We start from the raw sequence: 20,607 nt of genomic DNA, 5'->3' as shown, positions 1-20,607 counted from the left end.
GCGGGCCGTTCGGGCTCGGCGTGAATGAGGGTAAACCCTAGTTCTGCATGGTACCCAGCTTCACCGCCCCCGGCGCGCAGAGAAGCGCCGTGTCTGCGCTCTTGTTCACGGCCGAGCCCACCTCAGTGGGCTGGGTTCAGCGGTAGAAGGCTTCCACCCGGCCCTTGAGCTTGATCATCAGCGGCTGGCCCTTGCGGTCGATTGCCTTGCCGGCGGGCACCTTCACCCAGCCTTCGCTGATGCAGTATTCCTCCACGTCGAAACGCTCCTTGTCGTTCAGGCGAATGCCGATGTCATGCTCGAACACGGCCGCCACATGGTGCGGGCTGCGCGGGTCGACAGACAGGTGGTCGGGCAGCGGGGGTTGTGCAGTGATGTCGTTCATGGCGGGTTCTCGGGTTCAACCGTGCAGGCCGGCGAAGACGTGCTGCACGTCTTCGTTTGCATCGAGCGCAGCAAGGAAGGCTTCCACCTCTTCGAGCTGCTCCGCGCTCAGGCTCGCTGGGTTCATCGGGTTCTTGGGTTTGTAGCCGAGCTTGGCTGACAGCACGGTGAAGCCTTGCGCCGGCAGCGCGCGGCTCACCAGGTCGAGGTCGGCGGCATCGGTGAAGAACAGAGTGACGCCTTCGCCGGCCGCTTCGAAGTCTTGCGCGCCGGCTTCGATGGCCGCCACCTCGGGGTCGGCACCGGCCGCCGCAGGCTCGGCTTCGATCATGCCCACGTGGTCAAAATCCCAGGCCACTGAGCCCGAAGTGCCCAGCTGGCCCTTGCGGAACAGCCCGCGCATTTCAGAGGCGGCGCGGTTCACGTTGTCGGTCAGGCACTCGACCATCACTGGCACGCGGTGCGGTGCAAAGCCTTCATAGAGCGCATGCTCGAAATGCACGGCCTCACCGGTGAGGCCCGCGCCTTTCTTGATTGCGCGGTCTAGCGTGTCCTTGGGCATCGAGACTTTGCGGGCTTGCTCTATCACGAGCCGCAGGCGTGCATTGGCCGCCGGGTCGGCGCCGTGGCGCGCCGCGATCATGATGTCTTTGGCCAGCTTGCCGAAGAGGCGGCCCTTGGCATTGGATGCCAGGTCCTTGTGCTTTGCTTTCCATTGCGCGCCCATTGCCGTACCCCTTCGGTTGCCGAGGCCCATGGCCTCGGGGGCCGGATTTTAGGTGACGGGCGCCAGCCCCGGCGCCGGCATCAGTTCAGCTTGGGGCCGCGCGGCAAGCCGGCTTCGTCGTAAGCCCGGCGGCGTGCCAGCCAGGCCCAGCCCCAGGCCGCCAGGGGCAGCAACAGCAAAGCCCAGGCCCATCGCCACCGGCCTTCCATGAAGTCGGACGGCGCTGTTTCCGGCGGCGACGGCGCCACTTCCGGTGCCGCCTCGGGCGGGGCGGGCGCCGGCGGGGCCGGCATGGGCTCGGCTGCACGCACACGCACGGGCACCGTTGCCAGCACGCGCACGGGCTCGCTGGCGCGAGGGCTGGGCGCTGGCATGGACCTCAGGTCGCGATCGCTCTGAACAAGGGGCGACATGGGTTTCGCTGGCTCTACCTTTTTCGGCGCCACGGTCGGCGGCGGCGCGGCCTTGACGACCGCTTGCGGTGCCGGGCTCGGGGCCAGCGCGTCAGCCGCCTCGGGCGCGCTCGCCGCAGTCACCGCCCCGCCCCCGAAGCGGCGGAACAGGATCTTTCGCGCACCGGTTTCGCAGTTGCCTATGACCTTGGCACCCGGTGGTACCGGCGCTGCAGCCGGCACGATTTCCATGCTGAAGCCGCGAATGCTCGGGTCGATGCGGGCCGTCAACGTGCTTTTCAGCATTTCACAGGCATTGCTCTGAGCGCGCGCGTCGCTGACCACCAGGGTCAAGGCAACCGGCAACAGGGCCGAAACAAAGGCGGCGCGCCAGGTTGATCGACCGGGTGACGATGGTGCAATGAGGCGGTAGGGCGCATGCATAAGGTGGCCGCAAGTATCGATCAGCTCTCAGGCCTTGCGCGCAACGTCCAGGCGATCCAGGGCCTGCAGCAGCTGCGCAAAGCCTTCGGCGCCCAGCTGAGTGCGGTAATCGCGCTCGATGCGTTTTTTTACCTCGTGGGCCTGGTTCAACAGCTTCGCGCCCGCGGCGGTGAAGGCCACGACCTTGCCGCGTGCATCGTCGGGGTCGGGCAGGCGCTCGACCAGGCCATCAGCTTCCAGACCCGCCACCAGTTGCTGCACCGCTTGCTTGCTCAGGCCCACGCGCAGCACCAGGTCAGACTGGCGCGTGCCCTCGCGGTCGATGTGGGGAATGAGCTGACCGCGCGCCTCGGCGAAGCAAGGGTGGCCGGCGGCGACCATCTCGCCCTGGAAGCGTGAGAGCCACTGCTGGCTGGCGCGCCACAGCCGCCAGCCGACGTGGTCGGTCAGCGGCGGGAATTCAAATTCGTCAATCTTCTTGACCATTTGGTGCTGCACTCATATAGTCAATTCTCTTGACTATATCCCTGCCTTCACACCCACCCCCTGGAGATTCCATGCCCCTCATCACGCCCTCGGATGCCCCGGTCTTCACCTTGCCGGGCGTCACCTTCACCGGCCTCGCCTCACCCAGCCGCGGCGCGCGCGAAACCGCCGCCTGGCGCCTGAGCATGGCGCCGGGTACCGCGCCGCACGTGCACCGCCTCACCCGAGAAGAGATCTTCATTGCCCTCTCGGGCCAGGCCGAAGCCCGCGTGGGCGACGCGCTGCACGCGCTCACGCCCGGCTGCGCCCTGGTCGTGCCGCCGCACACCGATTTCTCGCTGTCCAACCCGCACGCGCTGCCCTTTGAAGCCGTGGCCGTGCTGCCCGTGGGCGGCCAGGCGCTGGTGGGCGACACGCCAGCCTTCGTGCCGCCCTGGGCTGCTTGAGCCGAGGGCTCAGCCCACCAGCCGGTGCAGTTGCGCGTACTGCAGCAGCATGATGGTCTTGCCGTCGCGAATCTCACCGCGCCCGACCATGGCCAGCGCTTCGGCCAGCGTGGGCTCCAGCACCTCGATGTCTTCGCCTTCGTGCGCTTCGCCGCCACCGCCCGAGACCTTGTCGCGCGCTTCATAGGCGCCGACGAAGAAGAACAGCCGCTCGGTCACCGAACCCGGGCTCATGTAGGCCTCGAACACCTTGCGCACGTCGGCCACGCGGTAGCCGGTTTCTTCTTCGGTCTCACGCTTGATGCAGGTGGCCGGGTCGTCCTGGTCGAGCAAGCCGGCGCAGGCTTCGATCAACATGCCGTCGGGCGTGCCGTTCACATAAGCCGGGAAGCGGAACTGCCGCGTCAGCACCACCGTCTGGCGCTCTCGGTTGTAGAGCAGGATGGTGGCGCCGTTGCCGCGGTCGTAGGTCTCACGGCTCTGGCGCTGCCAGCTGCCATCGCGGCGTTGGTAGTCGAAGGTGGTCTTCTTCAACATGTACCAGTCGTTGGAAAGCACCTGCACGCTGTCGATTCGCACGCGGCTCTCAGGCGTTGAATTCATGTCGATCGTCTCGGGGAAGTAAAAGCAGAATGCGATATTTCGTGCAACTTCGTGCAATGTCAAGATAATTCGCGCACACTCTAGTTGGACACTCACACCATGCTCACGAAACAACGCAAGCAACTCATCCTCAGCCGCCTCCAGCAAGATGGGCAGATCGTGGCGGCCACGCTCAGCGCCGAGCTGGGCCTTTCTGAAGACACCATTCGGCGCGACCTGCGCGCGCTGGCCGCCGAAGGCGCGCTGCAGCGGGTGCATGGAGGTGCGCTGCCGTCCTCGCCCGCGGTGGGCGACTTCGCGGCCCGCACCCTGGTTGAGCCTGCCGGCAAGCACGCCATTGGCCGCACCGCGGCGGCGATGGTGCGGCCCGGGCAGGTGGTGTTTCTTGATGGCGGCACCAGCTGCGAGCAGCTGGCGCTGCAACTGCCCGCCTCGCTCGCCGCCACCGTCATCACCCACAGCCCAAGCATCGCGCTGGCCCTGGTACCGCACCCGCGCGTCGAGGTGGTGTTGATCGGCGGGCGGCTCTTCAAGCATTCGGTGGTAGCGGTGGGCGCGGCAGCGCTCGACAGCATTCGCCACATTCATGCCGACACCTACTTCATGGGTGTGACCGGCCTGCACCCGCAAACCGGCCTCACCACCGGTGACCTGGAAGAAGCACACATCAAGCGCGCGCTGATGGCACAGGCCGCTGAAACCTGGGTGCTGGCGTCGACCGAGAAGCTGCATGCGGCCTCGCACTGCGTCATCGCGCCATGCCAGGCGGCCACGGGGCTGATCGTCGAGCGCAGCGTGCCCAAGCGCCTGACCGCCGCGTTCGAGAAGCTGGGCCTGGTCATCGAGCGGGCCTGAACCGGGGCGGGCTGCATGGCACACTGCGCGCCGCCAAACGCGCGGCGCATCACCCTGTTTCTTGCCATGAGCACCACCGAGATTTTCCTCATCGCGATGCTGATCATCTTCAGCGTCCCTTACCTGATCTGGCGCCTGTTTCGTACCGACTACTACGCGCCGCTGGTGGTGGTGCAAACGGTGGTCGGCATCCTGCTCGGCCCGGGCATCCTGGGCGCGGCATACCCCGAGTTTCACCAGTTCGTGTTCAGCGCACCGGTGATCCAGGCGCTCAACGGCATCGCGTGGTGGGCGGTGATGCTGTTCGTGTGGATCGCCGGCATCGAGCTCGACCTGCAAAAGGCCTGGGAGCACCGGCGCGAGAGCGGCATCACCGCAGGCCTGGCGCTCAGCGTGCCGTTGGCCCTGGGCAGCGCGGTGGCCGCGGTGATGCTGATGTTTCCGGGCTGGGTCGGCGCGAAGGCCATGGGCTGGCAGTTTGTGGTGGGCGTGGGCATGGCCTGCGCCGTCACCGCCATGCCGGTGCTCATCTTGCTGATGGAGAAGCTCGACGTGCTGCGCCAACCCATAGGCCAGCGCATTCTTCGCTACTCGAGCGTGGACGACATCGCCATCTGGGCCGTGCTGGCCGCCATCCTGATGGACTGGGACCGCGTGGGCAAGCAAGCGGCCTTCCTGGCCGCCTTCGCGGTGTTCGGCTGGGCGTTTCGCAAGCTGATGCAGCGCATACCCGAGCGCGACCGCTGGTACGCAGGCCTCATTTGGCTGGCCCTGTGCGGGCTGGGGGCCGACTGGTCGGGGTTGCACTTCATGGTCGGCGCGTTCCTCGCAGGCGCCATCATCGACGCGCGCTGGTTCGACCAGGAGCGCCTCGACTCGCTGCGCCACAACGTGCTGCTGGTGGTGGCCCCGGTGTACTTCCTGAGTACCGGCCTGCGCACCAACTGGCAGGTGGGTGGTGCATCGGTGTTCATCGCGGCGGGCGCCATGCTCGTGGCGGCGGTGGTAGGCAAGCTGATCGCCACGCACCTGGCGGCCAAGATCCTGAAGTGGCAACCAGGCGAGGGCGCGCTGATCGGCTGGTTCCTGCAAACCAAGGGCCTGGTGATGATCATTTTTGCCAATGTGTTGCTCGACAAGGCCATGATCACCGACGAGACCTTCACGGCACTGCTGCTGATGGCGGTGGGCAGCACCATGCTTACCACGCCGATGGTGGCGCCACGGCTGGCGCGGCTTCAAAACATCGTCTTGCGCAGGAAGTAAAGCCCCGCGTGAATCGGCCATTCGACGGGCCTGCGCACCCCGTGCGCACAGGGGTGCTGAAGTTACAATGCGCAGCTTGCTTCGGGGCCTTGCCCACGGGGCGTTTTATCCCCCGGACACATGCCTGTCTGATTCTTCTGCCGGCTCCCCAGTCCCCTGAATCAACCGCATGAAATTGCTTGCCTTCTCATGAGTGTTGCTTCGCAGCGATACCCGCTCACCGCCTCGACCCCCCTGGTCTTCCGAAGGCTTCGCCTGGCCGACAAGACCACGCCGGCCTCGTTGCGTGCCCACCTGCTCGGCGGGCGCTGGGTCGGCCCCGCCACGGGCGCCCTCCACTCCCCCCTGCTCTCACCCGCCGAGCCGGTGCTGGACGCCTGGTGCAGCAGCGCCGAGCTGCAACGCGGCACACACGGCTGCGTGCGCTACGTGACAGACGGCCAGTGGCTGCACGGTTACGCCGAGATCGACGAGCAGGTGCTGGGCATGCAGGCCTCCGCACAGCGCGTCTATGAAGACGTGTTCGCGGTGTTGGCCGCCTCACAGAGCCCGCACCTGCTGCGCCTGTGGAACTACTTTGCCGACATCAACGTCGAGGCCGGCGGCTCGGAGCGCTATCGCCAGTTCAATGCCGGCCGCCAGCAAGCCTTTCTCGATGCGCACCGCAGCGCCTTCGACGGCTCGCCCGCCGCTTGCGCGTTGGGCATGCACGGCGGGCCGTTGCAGGTGTACTTTCTGGCCGGGCGCATGCCGCCTTTGGCCATAGAAAACCCGCGCCAGGTGAGTGCCTACCGCTACCCCGACAACTATGGCCCGCGCGCGCCCACCTTCTCGCGCGCGGCGGTGGCCGACATGGGTGGCGGCTGCAGTGCGCTGTTCATCTCGGGCACGGCCAGCATCGTCGGCCACGTGAGCATGCATGTGGGCGACATCCACCGCCAGACCGAAGAGAGCCTGGCCAACATCGCCGCCGTGCGCGAGTCTGCCGAGTCGCGCTCGGGCCTGGCCTTTCCCGCAAGTGACATGGTCTACACGCTCTACCTGCGCCGCCCGCAAGACTTGGGCGCGGTGCGCGAGGTGTTCGAGCGCGCCGTGGGCGGCCCCACCAGCAGTGCTGCGCGCGAAGCCGTCTACCTGCACGCCGACGTGTGCCGCGCCGACCTGCTGGTCGAGATCGAAGCACACGGCTTTGCCGGCCCGCGGAGCAGCACTTGATCCGCCGTTTGATCCGTCGCTCGCTCGTGGCAGCGCTGCTGCTGGCCGCCAACGCAGCGACGCTCGCACAAGGCCAGGCAGAGCCGTCTGCGGCACCCGCACCCGCACCTTCACCAGCGCCCGTGATCGACACCGGCCCGATCCCGCTGCCCCAGCGCCCGCTGTGGGAGCTGGGCATAGGCCTGTCGGGCTTGCGCCTGCCCGACTACCGTGGCTCCGACGAAAACCACGGCTACCTGCTGCCCTTCCCCCAATTCATCTACCGCGGCAAATGGCTCCGAGCCGACCGCGAGGGCATGCGGGCCATGCTGTTCAACTCGCCGCGCGCCAAGCTCGACGTGAGCTTTAGCGCAGGTGCCCCCACGCGCAGCAGCAATGCCGCCCGCGAAGGCATGCCCGGCCTGGCCGGCAACATCGAGGTGGGCCCAAGCATCGTGCTCACGCTGGACGAACCCGCGGACAAGCGCTGGAAGTTCGACTTGCGCCTGCCACTGCGCGGCGCCATCTCGCTGCAACGCTCGCCACGCTACGTGGGCACGACCTTCTCACCCAACCTCAACCTCGACGTGAAGGACGTAGGCGGCGGCTGGAACGTCGGCATGCTCACAGGCCCGCTACTGGCCGACCGCCGCTATCAGGCGTACTACTACGACGTCGACCCGGTCTACGCCACGGCGCAGCGCCAGGCTTACAGCGCACGCGGCGGCTATGCCGGTTGGCAGACGCTGGCCTCAGCCTCACGCCAGTTCGGTGACGCTTGGTTCGGTGCCTTCGTGCGCCACGAGGCGCTGCACGGCGCGGTGAACCAAGACAGCCCGCTGATGCGGCGCGGTTCGGGCCTGACCGTGGGCTTCGGCGTGACCTGGGTGCTCAAGAAATCTGCCGAACTCGTGCCGAGCAGCGAATGAGGTGGCTCAAGCAGTTCGTCGTCGGCGTCGCGTTCTACCTCGCGCTGCTGCACCTGGGGGCGATGTCGCTCACCTGGAACCTGGTCTGCTACGTGTTGTACCCGTTCCTGTCGCGCGGCAAGGGCACCGTGATCGGCCGTGCGGCCATCTCCTGGTGCTATCGCAATTTCTGGGCGGGCCTGGTGCTCACCGGCGTGATGCGCCTCGACTACGGCACGCTCGACCAACTCAATGACGACGGTGGCCTGATCATCGCGGCCAATCACCCAAGCGCCCTCGACGCGCTGCTGGTGGTGGCCAAGGTGCCGCGCGGCGTGTGCATCATGCGGGCGAGCCTGATGCGCAACCCCTTTCTCGGTGCCGGTGCGCGCCTGGCGCGCTACATCCGCAACGACCCGCCCTGGGGCATGGTGCGCGGCGCCGTGCGCAATCTGCAGCAGGGCGGCCAGCTCATCATGTTTCCCGAAGGCACGCGCACGCTGGTGCCGCCGGTCAATACGTTCTTGCCCGGCATGACGCTGATCGCGCACATCGCCAAGGTGCCCATCCAGACAGTGTTCATCGAGACCACCTCGCCCTACCTCAGCAAGGGCTGGCCCATCTGGAAGCCGCCCCATTTCCCGATGGAGTTTCGCGTTCGCCTGGGCCAGCGCTTCGCGCCCGAGGCCGACCACAGGGGCCTGCAGAAGCGGCTTGAGCACTACTTCGAAAGCGAGCTGCGTCCGTGACAACGACAACGGCAGCGCCCTCAAGCACCCACCTGCTGCTGATCCCCAGCTACAACACCGGCCCCCAGGTCTACGACACCGTGCGCGCCGCACGCGCACAGTGGAGCCCCGTGTGGGTGGTGACCGACGGCAGCACCGACGGCACGCCCGAAGGCCTGCGCCAGATGGCGGCAGCCGACCCAGGCTTGACACTCATAGAGCTGCCGGTCAACGGCGGCAAGGGCGCGGCCGTGCTGCACGGATTGAAGGCCGCGCGCGATGCCGGCTACACGCACGCGCTGACCATGGATTCCGACGGCCAGCACCCGGCTGACCTGATCCCTGCCTTCATGCAGACCTCGCAGCAGCGCCCCGAAATCATGGTGCTGGGCCGGCCCGTGTTTGATGCCTCGGCGCCGCTCTTGCGCGTGCGCGGGCGGCGTGTTTCCAACTGGTGGACCCAGCTCGAAACCCTGGGCGCCGGCATAGCCGATTCGCTGTACGGCTTTCGCGTGTACCCCATCGCCGACCTCATCGCGGTGATGCAAGGCCAACCCTGGATGCGCCGCTTCGACTTCGACACCGAGGCCGTGGTGCGCCTGGCCTGGCGCGGCGTGAAGCCGCTCAACATTGCCGCGCCGGTCAAGTACTTGTCGGCCGCGGAAGGCGGCGTGTCGCACTTTCAATATGGTCGCGACAACCTGCTGCTGACCTGGATGCACCTGCGCCTGATGGTCGAGTTTTTCTTGCGCCTGCCAGGCCTGCTGCTGCGCCGCGCCAAGCGCCGGCCACCGTTTCAGCCATGAGCTTGCCCATGACGTGGAAGGCCGAGCTCGGCCTGCGCATGCGCCGCCACTTCGTCATCAAGACGATGGGCATCACGGCCTTCACCTGGCTCTTCTTCATCGGCTATTTCTACATCCTGCGCCACCCGGCCTACCCCGTCACGCTGATGCCGCTGACCTGGCTAGACCACCTGATCCCGCTGCAACCGGTGATGCTGGTGGCCTACCTGTCGCTGTGGCTTTACGTCGGCATTGCGCCGGCGCTGCAGCTCACCTTTGCAGAGCTGATCGTCTACGGGCTGTGGATCACGGCGCTGTGCCTCACCGGCTTGGCGATCTTCTACTTCTGGCCCACCGCCGTGCCGCCACCCCCAGCCGATGTCTCAGGCTTTCCGGGCTTTGCGCTGCTGCAAGGGGTAGATGCGGCCGGCAACGCCTGCCCGTCCATGCACGTGGCCGCCGCCATTTTCTCGGCAATCTCGCTAGACCAGGTGCTGCGCCACGTGCGCGCGCCGGGCCTGCTGCGGCTCGTCAACGGCGCCTGGTTTGTCGCAATTGCTTACTCGACCTTGGCCGTCAAGCAACACGTGCTGCTCGACGCCGCCGCCGGGGCCTTGCTGGGTGTGATCTTTGCCCTGGCTTGCCTGCGCTGGAAGCCGGGCGCCCGGGCGTAGCGGATATCATTGCCAACCACTGATGACCGGCCAAAACACTAAGGCCGGAACCAGGCAGTACGACATCAACAGGGGCCTTGCACCATGAGTTCGCTGAAAGAACTTCAGGATCTGATTCACGAGAAATACGGCATCGACCGGGCCCAGCTCGACCCGAACACGTCCATGCGCGACAAAGGTCTCGATTCGCTGGCCCTGGTCGAATTTCTCTTCGCCGTCGAAGACCACTTCCACATCAACCTGCCCGATGCCGACTCCAGCGTTGACACGCTGGCCGGGCTGGCCGCCGTGGTCGATCGGGTGCGCGCCGAGGCAGCCGCCAAATCTCCCGCCAAGTCCGCTGTGTGAATTCAGTCGCCATCACGGGCCTGGGCCTCGTTACCTCTCACGGTGACACGCCCGACGAAGTGTTCGCTGCCCTGATGCGGGGCGAGTCCGGCATCAAGCCAGTCTTCCCCGAGCTGCCCAAGCCTGCCGCCGCCGCCAAGGTGGCGTTCGACGAAACGCGTTGGTTCACCAAGCTGCAACTCGCCGGCGTTGACCGCGTCAGCCAGCTGGCCGTGGCCGCGGCCGACCTGGCCATGAAAGACGCCGGCGGGCTGGGCGGCATGGCGCCTGAGCGACTGGGCGTGTATGCCGGCTGCGGCATGGGTGGCGCTGCCGCCCTCGAAGCCGCCTACCGCGGTGCCAATGGCCGCGTGCCACCGCTCACCATTCCGGCCTTCATGCCCAACGCACCCGCCGCGCACGTGGCCATGCGCCAGCGCGCACAAGGCCCTGTGCTCACCTATTCGGTGGCCTGTGCCTCGTCAGCCGTGGCCATTGCCGAGGCAGCCAAGGCGGTTCAGAGCGGCGAGATCGACATGGCCATTGCGGGCGGCACCGAAGCGCTCATCGTGCCAGGCGTGGTGCTGGCCTGGCAGGCCATGCACACGCTGGCGGCTTTCAACGAAGGCGAGGCTGCCAGCGCTGTGCGCCCGTTTGCACGCAACCGCAGCGGCTTTGCGCTGGGCGAAGGCGCGGCCTTTTTCATACTTGAATCGGCCGAGCGCGCCCGCCAGCGCGGCGCCCGCATCCATGCCCTCTTGAGCGGATGGGGCATCAGCTGCGACGCCACCCACCTGACCAAGCCCGACGTGGCCGGCCAAGCACGCGCACTGCGCGCCGCACTGAGCCGCGCCGGCCTGCAGCCGCGCGACGTGGGTTACTGCAATGCACACGGCACGGCCACCCTCATCGGCGACGTGATCGAGCGCGACGCGCTGGCCCAGGTGTGGGGATCAGACATCGACCACCTGCAGGTCAGCTCGACCAAGGCCTTGCACGGCCACCTGCTCGGTGCAGCCGGTGCGCTCGAAGCCGTCATCACGGTGCTGGCCTTGCGCGAGCGGCAGCTGCCGCCCAACGCCCACTGCACCGAGATCGACCCGGCCTGCCAGCTCAACCTGGTGCCGCAAGCCGGTTCCGCGGCGCCTCAGCTCAACGCAGCCATCAGCAACTCGTTTGCGTTTGGTGGCACCAACGGCGTGCTGCTGTTCCAGAGAGCCTGAGCCGACTCCGAGCCGCGTCAAGTCGGCTCGCGCCCCCTCGGGGGGCAGGGGCGAAGCGACGTGGGGGCTCTGTTCTCAGGCCATCCCGCCGTTGATCGAGATCACCTGCCCGGTGATGTAGCCGGCATCGGGTGACACGAGAAACGCCACCAAGGCTGCCACTTCATCGGCGCGACCTGCGCGCTTGAGCGGCACCAGGCGATCAATGGTCGCCTGGTCAAAAGTGCCCCCCGCCATGCCGGCATCGATGATGCCCGGCGCCACTGCATTCACCGTCACGTTGCGGCTTGCCAGCTCCAGCGACAGCGCCTTGGTCGCGCTGTTGAGCGCTCCCTTGGCCGCTGCGTAGTTCACCTGACCGCGGTTGCCGGTGAGCGAGGCCACCGACGAGATGTTGACGATGCGGCCCCAGCGTGTGCGCAGCATGGGCATGGTGAGCGGCTGCGTCACATTGAAGAAGCCGTTCAGCGACACGTCGATCACGCCTTGCCACTGCGCCTGCGTGAGCGCCGGGAAGGCCGCGTCGGCATGCGTGCCGGCGTTGTTGACGATCACCTGCACCGGCCCGGCTTCGAGCAAGCGCGCGCAGGCGGCGTGCGCGGCATCGCGGTCGGCCACGTTGAAGGCCACGGCCTCGGCACTGCCGCCTGCCGCTTCGATCTCTGCCACCAAGGCTTGGGCCGCATCGAGCCGGCTGTTGGCATGGGCGATCACGTGCAGGCCATCACGCGCCAGGCGCAAGGCGATGGCGCGGCCGAGGTCGCCGCTGGCACCGGTGACGAGGGCGCGCTTCTTGGGAAGGGGTGCGTCGGGGTTCATGCGGTCAGGGCCGTGTTGAGCACCACCGCGGCACGGCCTTCGGCGACCGGTCGGCCGGCGTGGCTCACGTGGAAGCTGTAAAGAATCTGGCGCGCATCGCCCGACTGCCGGGTGGCTGCTATGCGCAGGTCGCCGCTCAAATCGTCAAGCCGCAGCACATGCAGTTGCACGCCACGTGCGCTCGCCAGGAAGCCAGGCGTTGCCACCGAGCCTTCTTCTTGCCCGATCAGCGCGCCGTGCAAGGCCATGGCCTGAGCGGCGTACTCGATGGCGCAGGGAGACATCAAGCCGCTGTGCGTGCGCAGCGGGTGATCAGCATCACGGTGGCTGGTGGCGGTGCAGACGATGTGCTGCGCACTCCACTCCTCCAGCCGCGCCAGCAGGCACATGCTGCCGCTGTGCGGAATCAGCGCCGCAATGCCGTCGCGCGCGAGGGTCTGTGGCGCGCTCATGCGATGGCGGCGACCGATGAAACGTCAACGCGCAGCCCGGCACTGGGCAGGAAGTCGACGGCCACATCGGCATGCGTGCCACCTTGCGCCAGGGCCACCAGCAAGGGCAAGGCCGCTGCCGCCGGGATGGCACGCAGCGCGTCGAGCGACGCGCTGCCCACCGAGCCTGCAGCGGCCTGCGGCCCGGTCAGCCGGATGGTCAGTGCAGCCACCGAGTGTTCGGTGGCTTGCGGGGTGAGCAGCAGCGCGAGGCCGAAATGGTCGGGCAGCGGGCGCGCGCCATTCAAGGGCTCGGGATAGGGCGAATCGCTGGCCACCAGCAACACGGCCTGGCCACTGGCGCGCACGCTGACGGCGGCCTCGATCAGTCCCGCACCGAAGCTGCCATCGAAGGCGCACAGGCTGGTCGACGAGGCGCGGCTCGCCACGGCGATGTGCCAGGCCCCCGACGAGGCGTTGTGCACCGAATTGGTAAAGCGCGTGGGCGACACCATGGGCGTTGGCGTGGCCAGCGTCTCGCAAAGCGAATGGCAGTTGGCGCACTCGCCGCTGGACGACGCGAACACCGTGGCCAGCGTGGCCGGGTCGATATGCGCCATGGCCACCGCCTCGTCGGCCACTGCCATGGCGAGCTTCACCGCTGAGCCGGCGCGGCGACGCTCGGCTGGCGGCAGGCGCGCCGGCGCCGGCAGCACGGTGATGGCGCTGGCGTGCGGCTGCTCGCCACGCAGCACGCCCTGCGCCGCTGCCCACGAAGCGAGGCCCGGCCCCAAGAGGCCAAGGCCTTGCACCCACACCTGCAAACCGCCGCTCATGCCACACCTCCGAACACCAAGCTGGCGTTGGACCCACCGAAGCCGAATGAGTTGGACAACACGTGCCGCACAGAGGCGTGCCGGTTGGCTTGCAGGTATTCGAGCTTCAAACCAGGGTCGCGCTGCAGCACATTGAGCCCCGCAGGCATCAGGCCATGGTGGATCGCGAGCAGCGAGATCACGGCTTCGACACCCCCCGCTGCGCCCAGCGTGTGGCCCGTGGCACCCTTGGTTGAACTGCAAGGCGTGGCGGTGCCGAACACCTGTGTGGCTGCGTGGTCTTCGGCAGCGTCGTTGCTGGGCGTGGCCGTGCCGTGCAGGTTGATGTAGTCGATGTCGCTGCTGCGCAAGCCCGCATCGGCCAGCGCGCTGCGCATGGCGGCGATGGCGCCTGCGCCTTCGGGGTGCGGCGTGCTCATGTGATAACCGTCGTTGCTCTCGCCCACCCCGAGCAAGAAGCCTTGCGGCGAGGCCGAGTCGCGCTCGACCAATGCAAACGCGGCGGCTTCGCCTATCGACAAGCCCTTGCGCTGCGCATCCCAGGGCCGGCAGATCTCGTTGGCCAGCAACTCAAGCGAGTTGAAGCCGTAAAGCGTGGTCAGGCACAGGCTGTCAACGCCACCGACCACGGCCGCGTCGATCAAGCCCGCGTCGATCATGCGAGCCGCGGTGCCGAACACCTTGGCGCTGGAAGAGCAAGCCGTCGACACCACCCAGCTCGGACCTTGCAAGCCCAGCGCATGAGCCGCGAAATCGGCCACCGAGTAGGTGTTTTGCGTGGGGCCGTAGAGAAAGCTGTTGGGCAATGTGCCGTCAGGCTTGCGCTCCCGATAGGCCAGCTCGGTCTGCAACAGGCCCGAGGTGCTGGTGCCGAGGAACACGCCCACGCGCGCAGCGCCCCAGCGCGCCCGCGCGGCCTGTACCGCATCGAGAAAGCCGTCTTGCTTCAAGCCCAGCCAGGCCAGGCGGTTGTTGCGGCAGTCGAACACGGCCTGGGCCTCGGGCAAGGTGACCGCATCAACGCCCTCAACCTCACCGACCCAGGTGGTCAAAGGCAGGCCCATGAAAGTCACCGGCGCAAGGCCGGTGCGCTGCGCCTGCAAGGCGCTGAGCGTGGCAGCACACCCAGCCCCCAGCGCCGTGCTGAGGGTGCAAGCCGATATCGCAAGTGGTTTCATGACGTGTGGCGAACTTTGGCAACGAGCAGCACATTGGCAAACGGTGTGCCCTGGCTCATGGGCTGGCTGCGCACGTCGAACCCCAGCCATTCGAGGTGTGCGATCCAGTCGTGCAGGCTGCGCCCGCTCGTGGGCAGGCCACGATGGCGGCGCAGCCGTGCCATCAGCCAGTCAACTCCTTGGCTCAGCAGGAAGCGCCGCTTCGCGCCGGCATCGCCCACGCGCAGCAACAGCAGGCCCTGCGGCGGCAAGGCGCAGCGCGCGCGGGCAAGTACCTCGTTTTGCTCTGACGGGCTGATGTAGTGCAGCACGTCGAGCATGACAACGGTGTCGGCCGGCGGGAATGGCGTGTGGCGCATGTCGCCGCACACGAAGTCAGCCGCAGCGCCCAGCGAGGCCTGGGCTCGCGCCACTTCGCGTGGCATCAGCTCGATGCCCGTGACGCGGGCGGCTGCCGGCGCTTGCGCCCAATCGCTAGGCCAGCGGCCTTGCAGCGAGGGTGCGTTGCAGGCCTCCAGCAGGCTGGCGAGCAGGCCCTGGCCGCAGCCGATGTCGAGCACGCGCGCGCCAGGTGCGATCAGGCCCTGGCTCACCAGGTGGCGAAACACGGGGTCGAAGCCCAGCTTGCCGCGTGCAAAGCGCCAGGCGAAGCGGCCCGACTGTCGATAAGGCTCGGCCGCCGCCGTGACCAGCGCCGCCCAATGCGCACGCGTCGAGCCGGTGAGCGTCATGCCAGCGCCTCTTCACCCACGGCCTGCGGCAGCGTGACGGTGCGCAGACCCACCTGCGCCACTTGCGCCAGCAGCTCGGGCAAGACTTCCAGCAAAACCGCCTTGCCACTGGCGGTGCGGCTTGCGCTGCCGTCGTGCAGCAAGAGGATGTCACCCGCGGCCAGATGGCGTGTCAGGCGCGCCAGCACGCCGGCCGGGTTGCGGTACACGGCGTCATAGCCGCGGCGCGTCCAGCTGACGAGTTGCAGGCCCTTGTCGTGCAGCACCGGGTCGAGAAAGAGGTTGCGCAAACCCGCGGGGGCGCGGAAGAAGGCCGGCCGCTCACCGGTGATCTGGCTCAGCGCGTCTTGCGCCGCACCGATCTCGCGTGCAAAGGCGCGCGGGCCTGAGAACGCAAAGGTGTGCGAGTGCCTGTGTGTATGGTTTTGCACGCTATGGCCGCGGGCGACGATCTCGCGGCACAGCGCGGGGTGCCGCTGGGCCTGGCGGGCAATGCAAAAGAAGGTGGCGTGTGCGCCGTGCGCGTCGAGCAGGTCGAGCACGGCAGGCGTGACTTCGGGGTTGGGGCCGTCGTCGATGGTGATCGAGATCTCGTGGCGCGCGGCAGAAGCGGCCGGCAGGCGGCGCATGTTGCTGCCGAGCCAGGTTGAGCGCGGCCACAGGCTGGCCGCGGTGATCAGCGCATGGTCGACCGCCAGCGCACCCACAGCCCACGGCCACAGCGCCGGCTCTGCCAGCACCATCGCCCCGGCGCCCAGGTGGCAGGCCACGCTGGCTTTCACGAAGACCGGCATGCGCCAAGCAGAGCGGCCGGCAGGCTGCGTGAGGGACGAGAAAGAATGCATGCGCGAATGGGCCCGATGAGGGTGCGATTTTTGCACAGGCACCCTCGCCGGCCCTGCTGCAATCACCGCTTGGGCAAGGGGATGAAGGCGGCCGACAGCAAGAGGCTCAGCAAGATGCCGGGGGCCACCACCTGCCCCACAGCAAACAGCGCCGGAATGCTCGAAAAAGCGAGCAGGCAGAACGACACCACCGCCGTCAGGTTGGCCAGCGCCAGCGAGGCCAAGGTGTCGTTGTCGATCTCGACCGGCTGGCCGTTGGCCTGCGCCTCTTGCTGCACGCGGATCTGGTCGAAGAAGAGCGCGTAGTTGGAGCCTATGGCCACCGTGAGCAGCAGGCCCACCAGGTGCAAGATGCCCAGCGGCACGCCGCGTGCGCTCATGAGGGCCAGCACGATCAGCACCGCGGCGACGACGGGCTGCGCCATGCGCCACAGGCGCCGTGCGTCACGCAAGGTGAAGGCCAGCAGCACCACCACCGCCAGTGCGCCCAGCAGGGCTTGCAGCGTGGCCTCGTGCAGGTAGCGTGCATAGAGGCCTGCAAGCTCGTCGCCGATGTTGACCACCTGCGTGCCGGGCAGATCGGCCAAGGTGGTGCGCAGCTTGGCAATGTCGGTGGCCCCGGCGCCCGCCTGCACGCTGAGCAGCGCGCGCCAGGGGTGAGTGCCATCGCCGGGCAGGATCAGCGCGGCCAGCACCGGCGCGAGCGGTGTGTCTTTGAGCGACGCCAAGGTCAGCGTGGGCTGCTGTCGCGCCGCCTGCACATCGGCGACGAAGGCACCCAGGCGCCGCGCCGGCAGCGGGCCATCGCGGGTGGCTTGGTCGAGGCGGGTGGTGAGCGTGGCGGCATCGGGCAGCGCCTCTTGCCGCCGCTGCTGCAGGGCCGGGCTGGGCAGCACGCGCGCCGGTGACTCGTAGCCTGCGATCAGGCCCGACTCAACCAGCTTGTCGAGCCGCGCCCCCGCCGCTTCGGCTTGGGCCAGCATGCCGGCTTCATCGGGCGCCGACACGGCCACCAGGGTGCCGGCATCGGTGGCGCCCACGTCGGCGCGCAGATCGGCGTCGAGCTTCATCTTCTCGGCGCCCACCGGGCTCAGCGACGACAGATCGCCGCGCCAGGCCGAGGGCAGCCAGGCCAAGGTGATGGCCGCAGCCAGCGCCAGCGCGGCCAGCGGCCAGCGGGCGCGCGGCAACACCGCCGTGCACCTGCCGACGAAGTGCCCCAGGTGGTGACGCAGACCAACCCCCGGCGCTCCATCGGGTGCGAGCACCGGAAACACGTAGCGCGTGGTGAGCGCTGCAGCCGCAAGGCCCGCCACCGAAAACACACCGAGTTGGGCCAGGCCCGGGAAGCCCGAAAACAGCAGCGCCGCAAAGCCACACACCGATGTCCACAAGCCCAGGCGCACCGTCGGCCAGCTGTGCAGCACCCAGTGCCGCGCGCCCGAGCCCTTGGGCGAGCCCGGCACCGAGCGCGCCTGGATCAGGTAGTAGATGGCGTAATCGACCGCCTCGCCGATCAGCGTGGTGCCGAAGCCCAAGGTGATGCCGTGCACGTTACCGAAGGCCAGGCTCACCGCCGCAATGCCTGCGAGCACGCCGCAAACCACTGGCAGCAGCGCACTGCCCAGGGTGCGCAGCGAGCCACCGAAGGCCAGCAGCAAGATGCCCACGATGGCCACGCCACCCGCGATGGCGAGGCGCTCAACTTCTGTCTTGATCTGCGCCCGCGAGGCCACGGCGAAGGTGCCCGAGCCCGACACCAGCAGCTGCACGCCTGGCGTGGCGATGGCGGCAAAGCTGTCGTGCACCAGTTGCAGGCTGCGCTCTTGCGCGTCGAGGTCGGCGCCATCGGCGCGGGTGGTGGCGATCAGCACCGCGCGATCGGCCTGACGCGAGACCCACACGCCGCCGTCGCTGCGCGGCCCCTGGCTGGGCAGCATGCTCTCGGCCATGCGCACGGTCTCGCCGGTCGGGTCGCGCAAGATGACTTGCTTGATCACGCTGCCGGCCGGTGTGCCCAGCAGCGAGGTCGACTCGTCAATGGCGGCGCGCAGGCCTTCAGCCGTGAAACGCTGCGCGTCCACCGCCGGGCTCAGCAGGTAACGGTGCTCGAAGAGGAATTTGCCGGTGGCCTCGAACTGCGAGTTGTCGCCGTTGTGCACTGCCTCAAAGGCGCTGCTCTTGCGCAGCGCGTCAGCAAGCTGCCGAGACGCGGCGATGCGCGATTCGCGCGTGCCGCCCTCGATGCCGATCAACACCAGGCGAGCCGCCACGCCAGTGCGCAGCTGGTCGAGCAGCACGGCTTGCTCGGCACTCGGCGATGAGGGCAGGAAGGCCGACAGGTCGGCCACGTAAGTCGTGCGCACCGTGATGACCAGCGCAACCACCACCAGGGCCAGCCACACGACCAGCGCGCGGCTACGCGCAAAGAGGGCCCGCATCAGCTGGAGGCGCTGGCCGGTTTGGCTGGCGGCGCCACGGGCGCCACGGGTGCCATAGGCTCGATCGTCATCACCGAGCGGTCGCCATCGGCCATCACGACGGTGACGCCACGCACATCAGACTTCTGGCCCGACAGCTGCACCGTGCGCACCAGCTCACGCAGCCGCGGCTCTATGGGCACCAGCTCAAGCACCCAGCGCTGCGGCGTGCCCGACACGGTGGCGGCGAAGTGGCGTTCCAGCGACTCGCGGTTGCCGGTGAGCGTGCCGCGTATGGCTTCCATGATGACGGCGGCCTCGGGCACGCTGTCGAGCGGCACGGTGCGGCTGCGGCTGCCCGCGCTCAGCGTGACCTTGTTGCCCACCACGGCCACCTTCTCTTGCCGTGGCTTGAGGGTTTCGCGCATGAAGGAATCAGGCGCCGCGAACGACAGGCGGCCCGAGGACTCAAGCGTGCGCTCCAGCATGTCGACCGTGCGCTTCTCGGTGAAAACAGACTCGCCGCTCTTCACTTGCGAAAGAAGTTGTGTGAGCTGCTGCAGATCGAAAGTGGCCTGCGCCCACAGGGGCAGCGGCAACATCAACGCCATGCACAAGCTGGCGAGGGCAAGGCAGCGCTCAGCGCGGCGGGTCGGCTTGAACAGCATCCGCATCGTCGGCCCAGAAGTCATAGAAGTTGAACCAGTTGTAAGGCGACTCGCGGCACAAGCCTGCCAGCAGTTCAACGTAGCGATGCATCGCCTGGCTGACAAGACGCTCGGCCGCCGCACGGTCATCGGCGGGGATGGCCTGAAAATCGGCCAGCTCGACGAAGCGCAGCTCGTAGCGCCTGCCACCATGGTAGAGGCCCGTCACGAACACCATGCGCCGGCGCAGCATCGCCGCCAGGCGAAAAGGGCCATCGGAAAACGGCGCCGGCTGGCCCAGAAAGTCGAACATCACGGTGCGCGAGCGGCCTGATTGCGCCGGCAGCGTGCGGTCGGCCAGCAGGCCGGCAATGCCGCCTTCATCGAGCCAGCGGCGCAACGAGAGCATGGTCCCGGGCTGCCCGAGCGCGATGGTGTGCAGGCTGGCCCGCGGTGCGACGGCCGCCATGGTGGCGTTGATGAGCCGCGCGTTTTCTTCATACATCAGCATCGCCACGCGCCCACCGTGCTGCTGCGCATCAGCACGCAGGGCCTCGAAGCTGCCGAGGTGCGCGCCGACCGCCATCACGCCTTCGCCGTTCTTCAGCGGCTGATGGATCAGAGCACCGTCGGTGATGGTGATGTCGAAGCAGCCAAAGCGCTCCTGCAGAAAGTAGATGCGGTCGAGCACGGTGGACGCGAAGCAGTGGATGTGCCGGTACACATCGCCCAGCCGGGGCGGGCGCTGCAAGGCGCGGGCGAGGTAGCGTTGGGAGGCGCGACGCGCCTTGCCGTTGGCCAGCAGGAAGTAGAGCGTGATCGGGTGCAGTAGCAGGCGCGTGAGCGTGCGCCCGGCCGTCATGGCGATCCAGCGGATGAGGTGCAACGCCCAAGGGTGGCTGCGCTCGCGCTCGGCGGCCCAGCTGGCGGCGCTGGCGTGAGCGGGCCGATGGGCGCGGCGGGTCACGTGGCGCGCTCGAAATGCCCTGAGGCCGCCACGCAATCCGCCAGGCGCACTTCAAAGCGCAGCGAGGTGGCAGTGGGCGCAAAACTCAGCGTCAGCGCAGCACCGGGTCGCACCGGCGCGAGGAACTTGACCGCGCCCAGCTTGGGCCGCGGGCCGACGAGGGCGGCGAGTGCGGGGTCGCGCAGCACGGCTTCCAGCACTTCTGACAGCAGCGACACACCCGGCAGCAGCGGCTGGCCTGGGAAATGACCTGCGAACGCAGGGTGCTGCGCGGAGATGTGGATGTCCACG

The 20,607-nt window shown here is 67.9% G+C and carries 25 protein-coding genes; 10 read left to right on the top strand and 15 right to left on the bottom strand.

Annotated elements, in window-relative coordinates; all coding sequences use genetic code 11:
• Positions 1 to 136: 136 nt before the first annotated feature.
• The 4 genes from AC30QB_RS21035 to AC30QB_RS21020 all read right to left on the bottom strand — a co-directional run bounded on the left by AC30QB_RS21035 (position 137) and on the right by AC30QB_RS21020 (position 2,433).
• Positions 137 to 385: a DUF3297 family protein gene (locus AC30QB_RS21035; protein ID WP_489548227.1), complete on the bottom strand. Its 249-nt coding sequence runs from the start codon at positions 383 to 385 to the stop codon at positions 137 to 139.
• A gap of 15 nt (positions 386 to 400) precedes the next feature.
• Positions 401 to 1,111, bottom strand: a complete 711-nt coding sequence (locus tag AC30QB_RS21030) for a YebC/PmpR family DNA-binding transcriptional regulator (RefSeq protein WP_489548226.1) — start codon at positions 1,109 to 1,111, stop codon at positions 401 to 403.
• 80 nt (positions 1,112 to 1,191) lie between these two features.
• Positions 1,192 to 1,809: a DUF1161 domain-containing protein gene (locus tag AC30QB_RS21025; protein ID WP_489548225.1), complete on the bottom strand. Its 618-nt coding sequence runs from the start codon at positions 1,807 to 1,809 to the stop codon at positions 1,192 to 1,194.
• 165 nt (positions 1,810 to 1,974) lie between these two features.
• A complete protein-coding gene (locus AC30QB_RS21020; protein WP_489548224.1) occupies positions 1,975 to 2,433 on the bottom strand; it encodes a MarR family winged helix-turn-helix transcriptional regulator in 459 nt (152 codons plus the stop codon).
• A 71-nt stretch (positions 2,434 to 2,504) separates the two neighbouring features.
• Between AC30QB_RS21020 and AC30QB_RS21015 the strand changes: the two genes are divergently transcribed.
• A complete protein-coding gene (locus tag AC30QB_RS21015) occupies positions 2,505 to 2,879 on the top strand; it encodes a cupin domain-containing protein (protein ID WP_489548223.1) in 375 nt (124 codons plus the stop codon).
• Between the two features lie 9 nt (positions 2,880 to 2,888).
• Here the strand turns inward: AC30QB_RS21015 and nudK are convergent, their stop codons facing one another.
• A complete protein-coding gene (gene nudK, locus AC30QB_RS21010) occupies positions 2,889 to 3,482 on the bottom strand; it encodes a GDP-mannose pyrophosphatase NudK (RefSeq protein ID WP_489548222.1) in 594 nt (197 codons plus the stop codon).
• A 99-nt stretch (positions 3,483 to 3,581) separates the two neighbouring features.
• Between nudK and AC30QB_RS21005 the strand changes: the two genes are divergently transcribed.
• The 9 genes from AC30QB_RS21005 (at position 3,582) to AC30QB_RS20965 (ending at position 11,442) form a co-directional block, all read left to right on the top strand.
• On the top strand, positions 3,582 to 4,337 hold the full coding sequence (locus AC30QB_RS21005) for a DeoR/GlpR family DNA-binding transcription regulator (RefSeq protein ID WP_489548221.1): 756 nt from the start codon (positions 3,582 to 3,584) through the stop codon (positions 4,335 to 4,337).
• 66 nt (positions 4,338 to 4,403) lie between these two features.
• Positions 4,404 to 5,603, top strand: coding sequence for a cation:proton antiporter (locus tag AC30QB_RS21000; protein ID WP_489548220.1), 1,200 nt, complete (start codon positions 4,404 to 4,406; stop codon positions 5,601 to 5,603).
• Positions 5,604 to 5,792: 189 nt separating this feature from the next.
• Positions 5,793 to 6,818, top strand: coding sequence for a chorismate transformation FkbO/Hyg5 family protein (locus tag AC30QB_RS20995; RefSeq protein WP_489548219.1), 1,026 nt, complete (start codon positions 5,793 to 5,795; stop codon positions 6,816 to 6,818).
• Positions 6,815 to 7,726, top strand: a complete 912-nt coding sequence (locus AC30QB_RS20990) for a MipA/OmpV family protein (RefSeq protein ID WP_489548218.1) — start codon at positions 6,815 to 6,817, stop codon at positions 7,724 to 7,726. The genes AC30QB_RS20995 and AC30QB_RS20990 overlap by 4 nt, the downstream gene beginning before the upstream one ends.
• The gene (locus AC30QB_RS20985; RefSeq protein WP_489548217.1) at positions 7,723 to 8,454 is read left to right on the top strand and encodes a lysophospholipid acyltransferase family protein; all 732 of its coding nucleotides are present in this window, start codon (positions 7,723 to 7,725) and stop codon (positions 8,452 to 8,454) included. Before AC30QB_RS20990 ends, AC30QB_RS20985 begins: the two co-directional genes overlap by 4 nt.
• The gene (locus AC30QB_RS20980) at positions 8,451 to 9,239 is read left to right on the top strand and encodes a glycosyltransferase family 2 protein (RefSeq protein ID WP_489548216.1); all 789 of its coding nucleotides are present in this window, start codon (positions 8,451 to 8,453) and stop codon (positions 9,237 to 9,239) included. Before AC30QB_RS20985 ends, AC30QB_RS20980 begins: the two co-directional genes overlap by 4 nt.
• A gap of 8 nt (positions 9,240 to 9,247) precedes the next feature.
• The gene (locus AC30QB_RS20975) at positions 9,248 to 9,892 is read left to right on the top strand and encodes a phosphatase PAP2 family protein (protein WP_489548215.1); all 645 of its coding nucleotides are present in this window, start codon (positions 9,248 to 9,250) and stop codon (positions 9,890 to 9,892) included.
• A gap of 84 nt (positions 9,893 to 9,976) precedes the next feature.
• Positions 9,977 to 10,240 carry an acyl carrier protein gene (locus AC30QB_RS20970; protein WP_489548214.1) on the top strand — a complete coding sequence of 88 codons (264 nt, stop codon included), beginning with the start codon at positions 9,977 to 9,979 and terminating at the stop codon, positions 10,238 to 10,240.
• Positions 10,237 to 11,442 (top strand): beta-ketoacyl-[acyl-carrier-protein] synthase family protein, encoded by a 1,206-nt coding sequence (locus tag AC30QB_RS20965; RefSeq protein WP_489548213.1) that lies wholly within the window; start codon positions 10,237 to 10,239, stop codon positions 11,440 to 11,442. The genes AC30QB_RS20970 and AC30QB_RS20965 overlap by 4 nt, the downstream gene beginning before the upstream one ends.
• A gap of 75 nt (positions 11,443 to 11,517) precedes the next feature.
• On the opposite strand, the gene fabG is transcribed toward AC30QB_RS20965, so the two are convergent.
• From fabG to AC30QB_RS20915, 10 genes are all read right to left on the bottom strand, one after another.
• Positions 11,518 to 12,261 (bottom strand): 3-oxoacyl-ACP reductase FabG, encoded by a 744-nt coding sequence (gene fabG / locus AC30QB_RS20960; RefSeq protein ID WP_489548212.1) that lies wholly within the window; start codon positions 12,259 to 12,261, stop codon positions 11,518 to 11,520.
• Entirely contained in the window at positions 12,258 to 12,713 is a 456-nt protein-coding gene (locus AC30QB_RS20955; RefSeq protein WP_489548211.1) for a hotdog family protein, read from the bottom strand. Before AC30QB_RS20955 ends, fabG begins: the two co-directional genes overlap by 4 nt.
• Positions 12,710 to 13,528 (bottom strand): beta-ketoacyl synthase chain length factor, encoded by an 819-nt coding sequence (locus AC30QB_RS20950; RefSeq protein WP_489548210.1) that lies wholly within the window; start codon positions 13,526 to 13,528, stop codon positions 12,710 to 12,712. Before AC30QB_RS20950 ends, AC30QB_RS20955 begins: the two co-directional genes overlap by 4 nt.
• A complete protein-coding gene (locus tag AC30QB_RS20945) occupies positions 13,525 to 14,706 on the bottom strand; it encodes a beta-ketoacyl-[acyl-carrier-protein] synthase family protein (RefSeq protein ID WP_489548209.1) in 1,182 nt (393 codons plus the stop codon). Before AC30QB_RS20945 ends, AC30QB_RS20950 begins: the two co-directional genes overlap by 4 nt.
• Positions 14,703 to 15,437 carry a class I SAM-dependent DNA methyltransferase gene (locus AC30QB_RS20940; RefSeq protein ID WP_489548208.1) on the bottom strand — a complete coding sequence of 245 codons (735 nt, stop codon included), beginning with the start codon at positions 15,435 to 15,437 and terminating at the stop codon, positions 14,703 to 14,705. The genes AC30QB_RS20945 and AC30QB_RS20940 overlap by 4 nt, the downstream gene beginning before the upstream one ends.
• The gene (locus AC30QB_RS20935; RefSeq protein ID WP_489548207.1) at positions 15,434 to 16,282 is read right to left on the bottom strand and encodes a polysaccharide deacetylase family protein; all 849 of its coding nucleotides are present in this window, start codon (positions 16,280 to 16,282) and stop codon (positions 15,434 to 15,436) included. The genes AC30QB_RS20940 and AC30QB_RS20935 overlap by 4 nt, the downstream gene beginning before the upstream one ends.
• Positions 16,283 to 16,344: 62 nt before the next feature.
• A complete protein-coding gene (locus AC30QB_RS20930; protein ID WP_489548206.1) occupies positions 16,345 to 18,723 on the bottom strand; it encodes an MMPL family transporter in 2,379 nt (792 codons plus the stop codon).
• Positions 18,723 to 19,376 (bottom strand): LolA-related protein, encoded by a 654-nt coding sequence (locus tag AC30QB_RS20925; RefSeq protein ID WP_489548205.1) that lies wholly within the window; start codon positions 19,374 to 19,376, stop codon positions 18,723 to 18,725. The genes AC30QB_RS20930 and AC30QB_RS20925 overlap by 1 nt, the downstream gene beginning before the upstream one ends.
• Positions 19,342 to 20,316, bottom strand: coding sequence for a lysophospholipid acyltransferase family protein (locus AC30QB_RS20920; protein ID WP_489548204.1), 975 nt, complete (start codon positions 20,314 to 20,316; stop codon positions 19,342 to 19,344). The genes AC30QB_RS20925 and AC30QB_RS20920 overlap by 35 nt, the downstream gene beginning before the upstream one ends.
• Positions 20,313 to 20,606, bottom strand: coding sequence for an ApeI family dehydratase (locus tag AC30QB_RS20915; RefSeq protein WP_489548203.1), 294 nt, complete (start codon positions 20,604 to 20,606; stop codon positions 20,313 to 20,315). The genes AC30QB_RS20920 and AC30QB_RS20915 overlap by 4 nt, the downstream gene beginning before the upstream one ends.
• Position 20,607: the final 1 nt, after the last annotated feature.

Origin of the sequence: Rhizobacter sp. (genome assembly GCF_046595475.1) — a bacterium.
In the GTDB taxonomy this organism is placed as follows: domain Bacteria; phylum Pseudomonadota; class Gammaproteobacteria; order Burkholderiales; family Burkholderiaceae_C; genus Rhizobacter.
The sequence above is the reverse complement of the archived record's forward strand: the minus strand, read 5'-3'. Positions and strand labels throughout refer to the sequence as shown.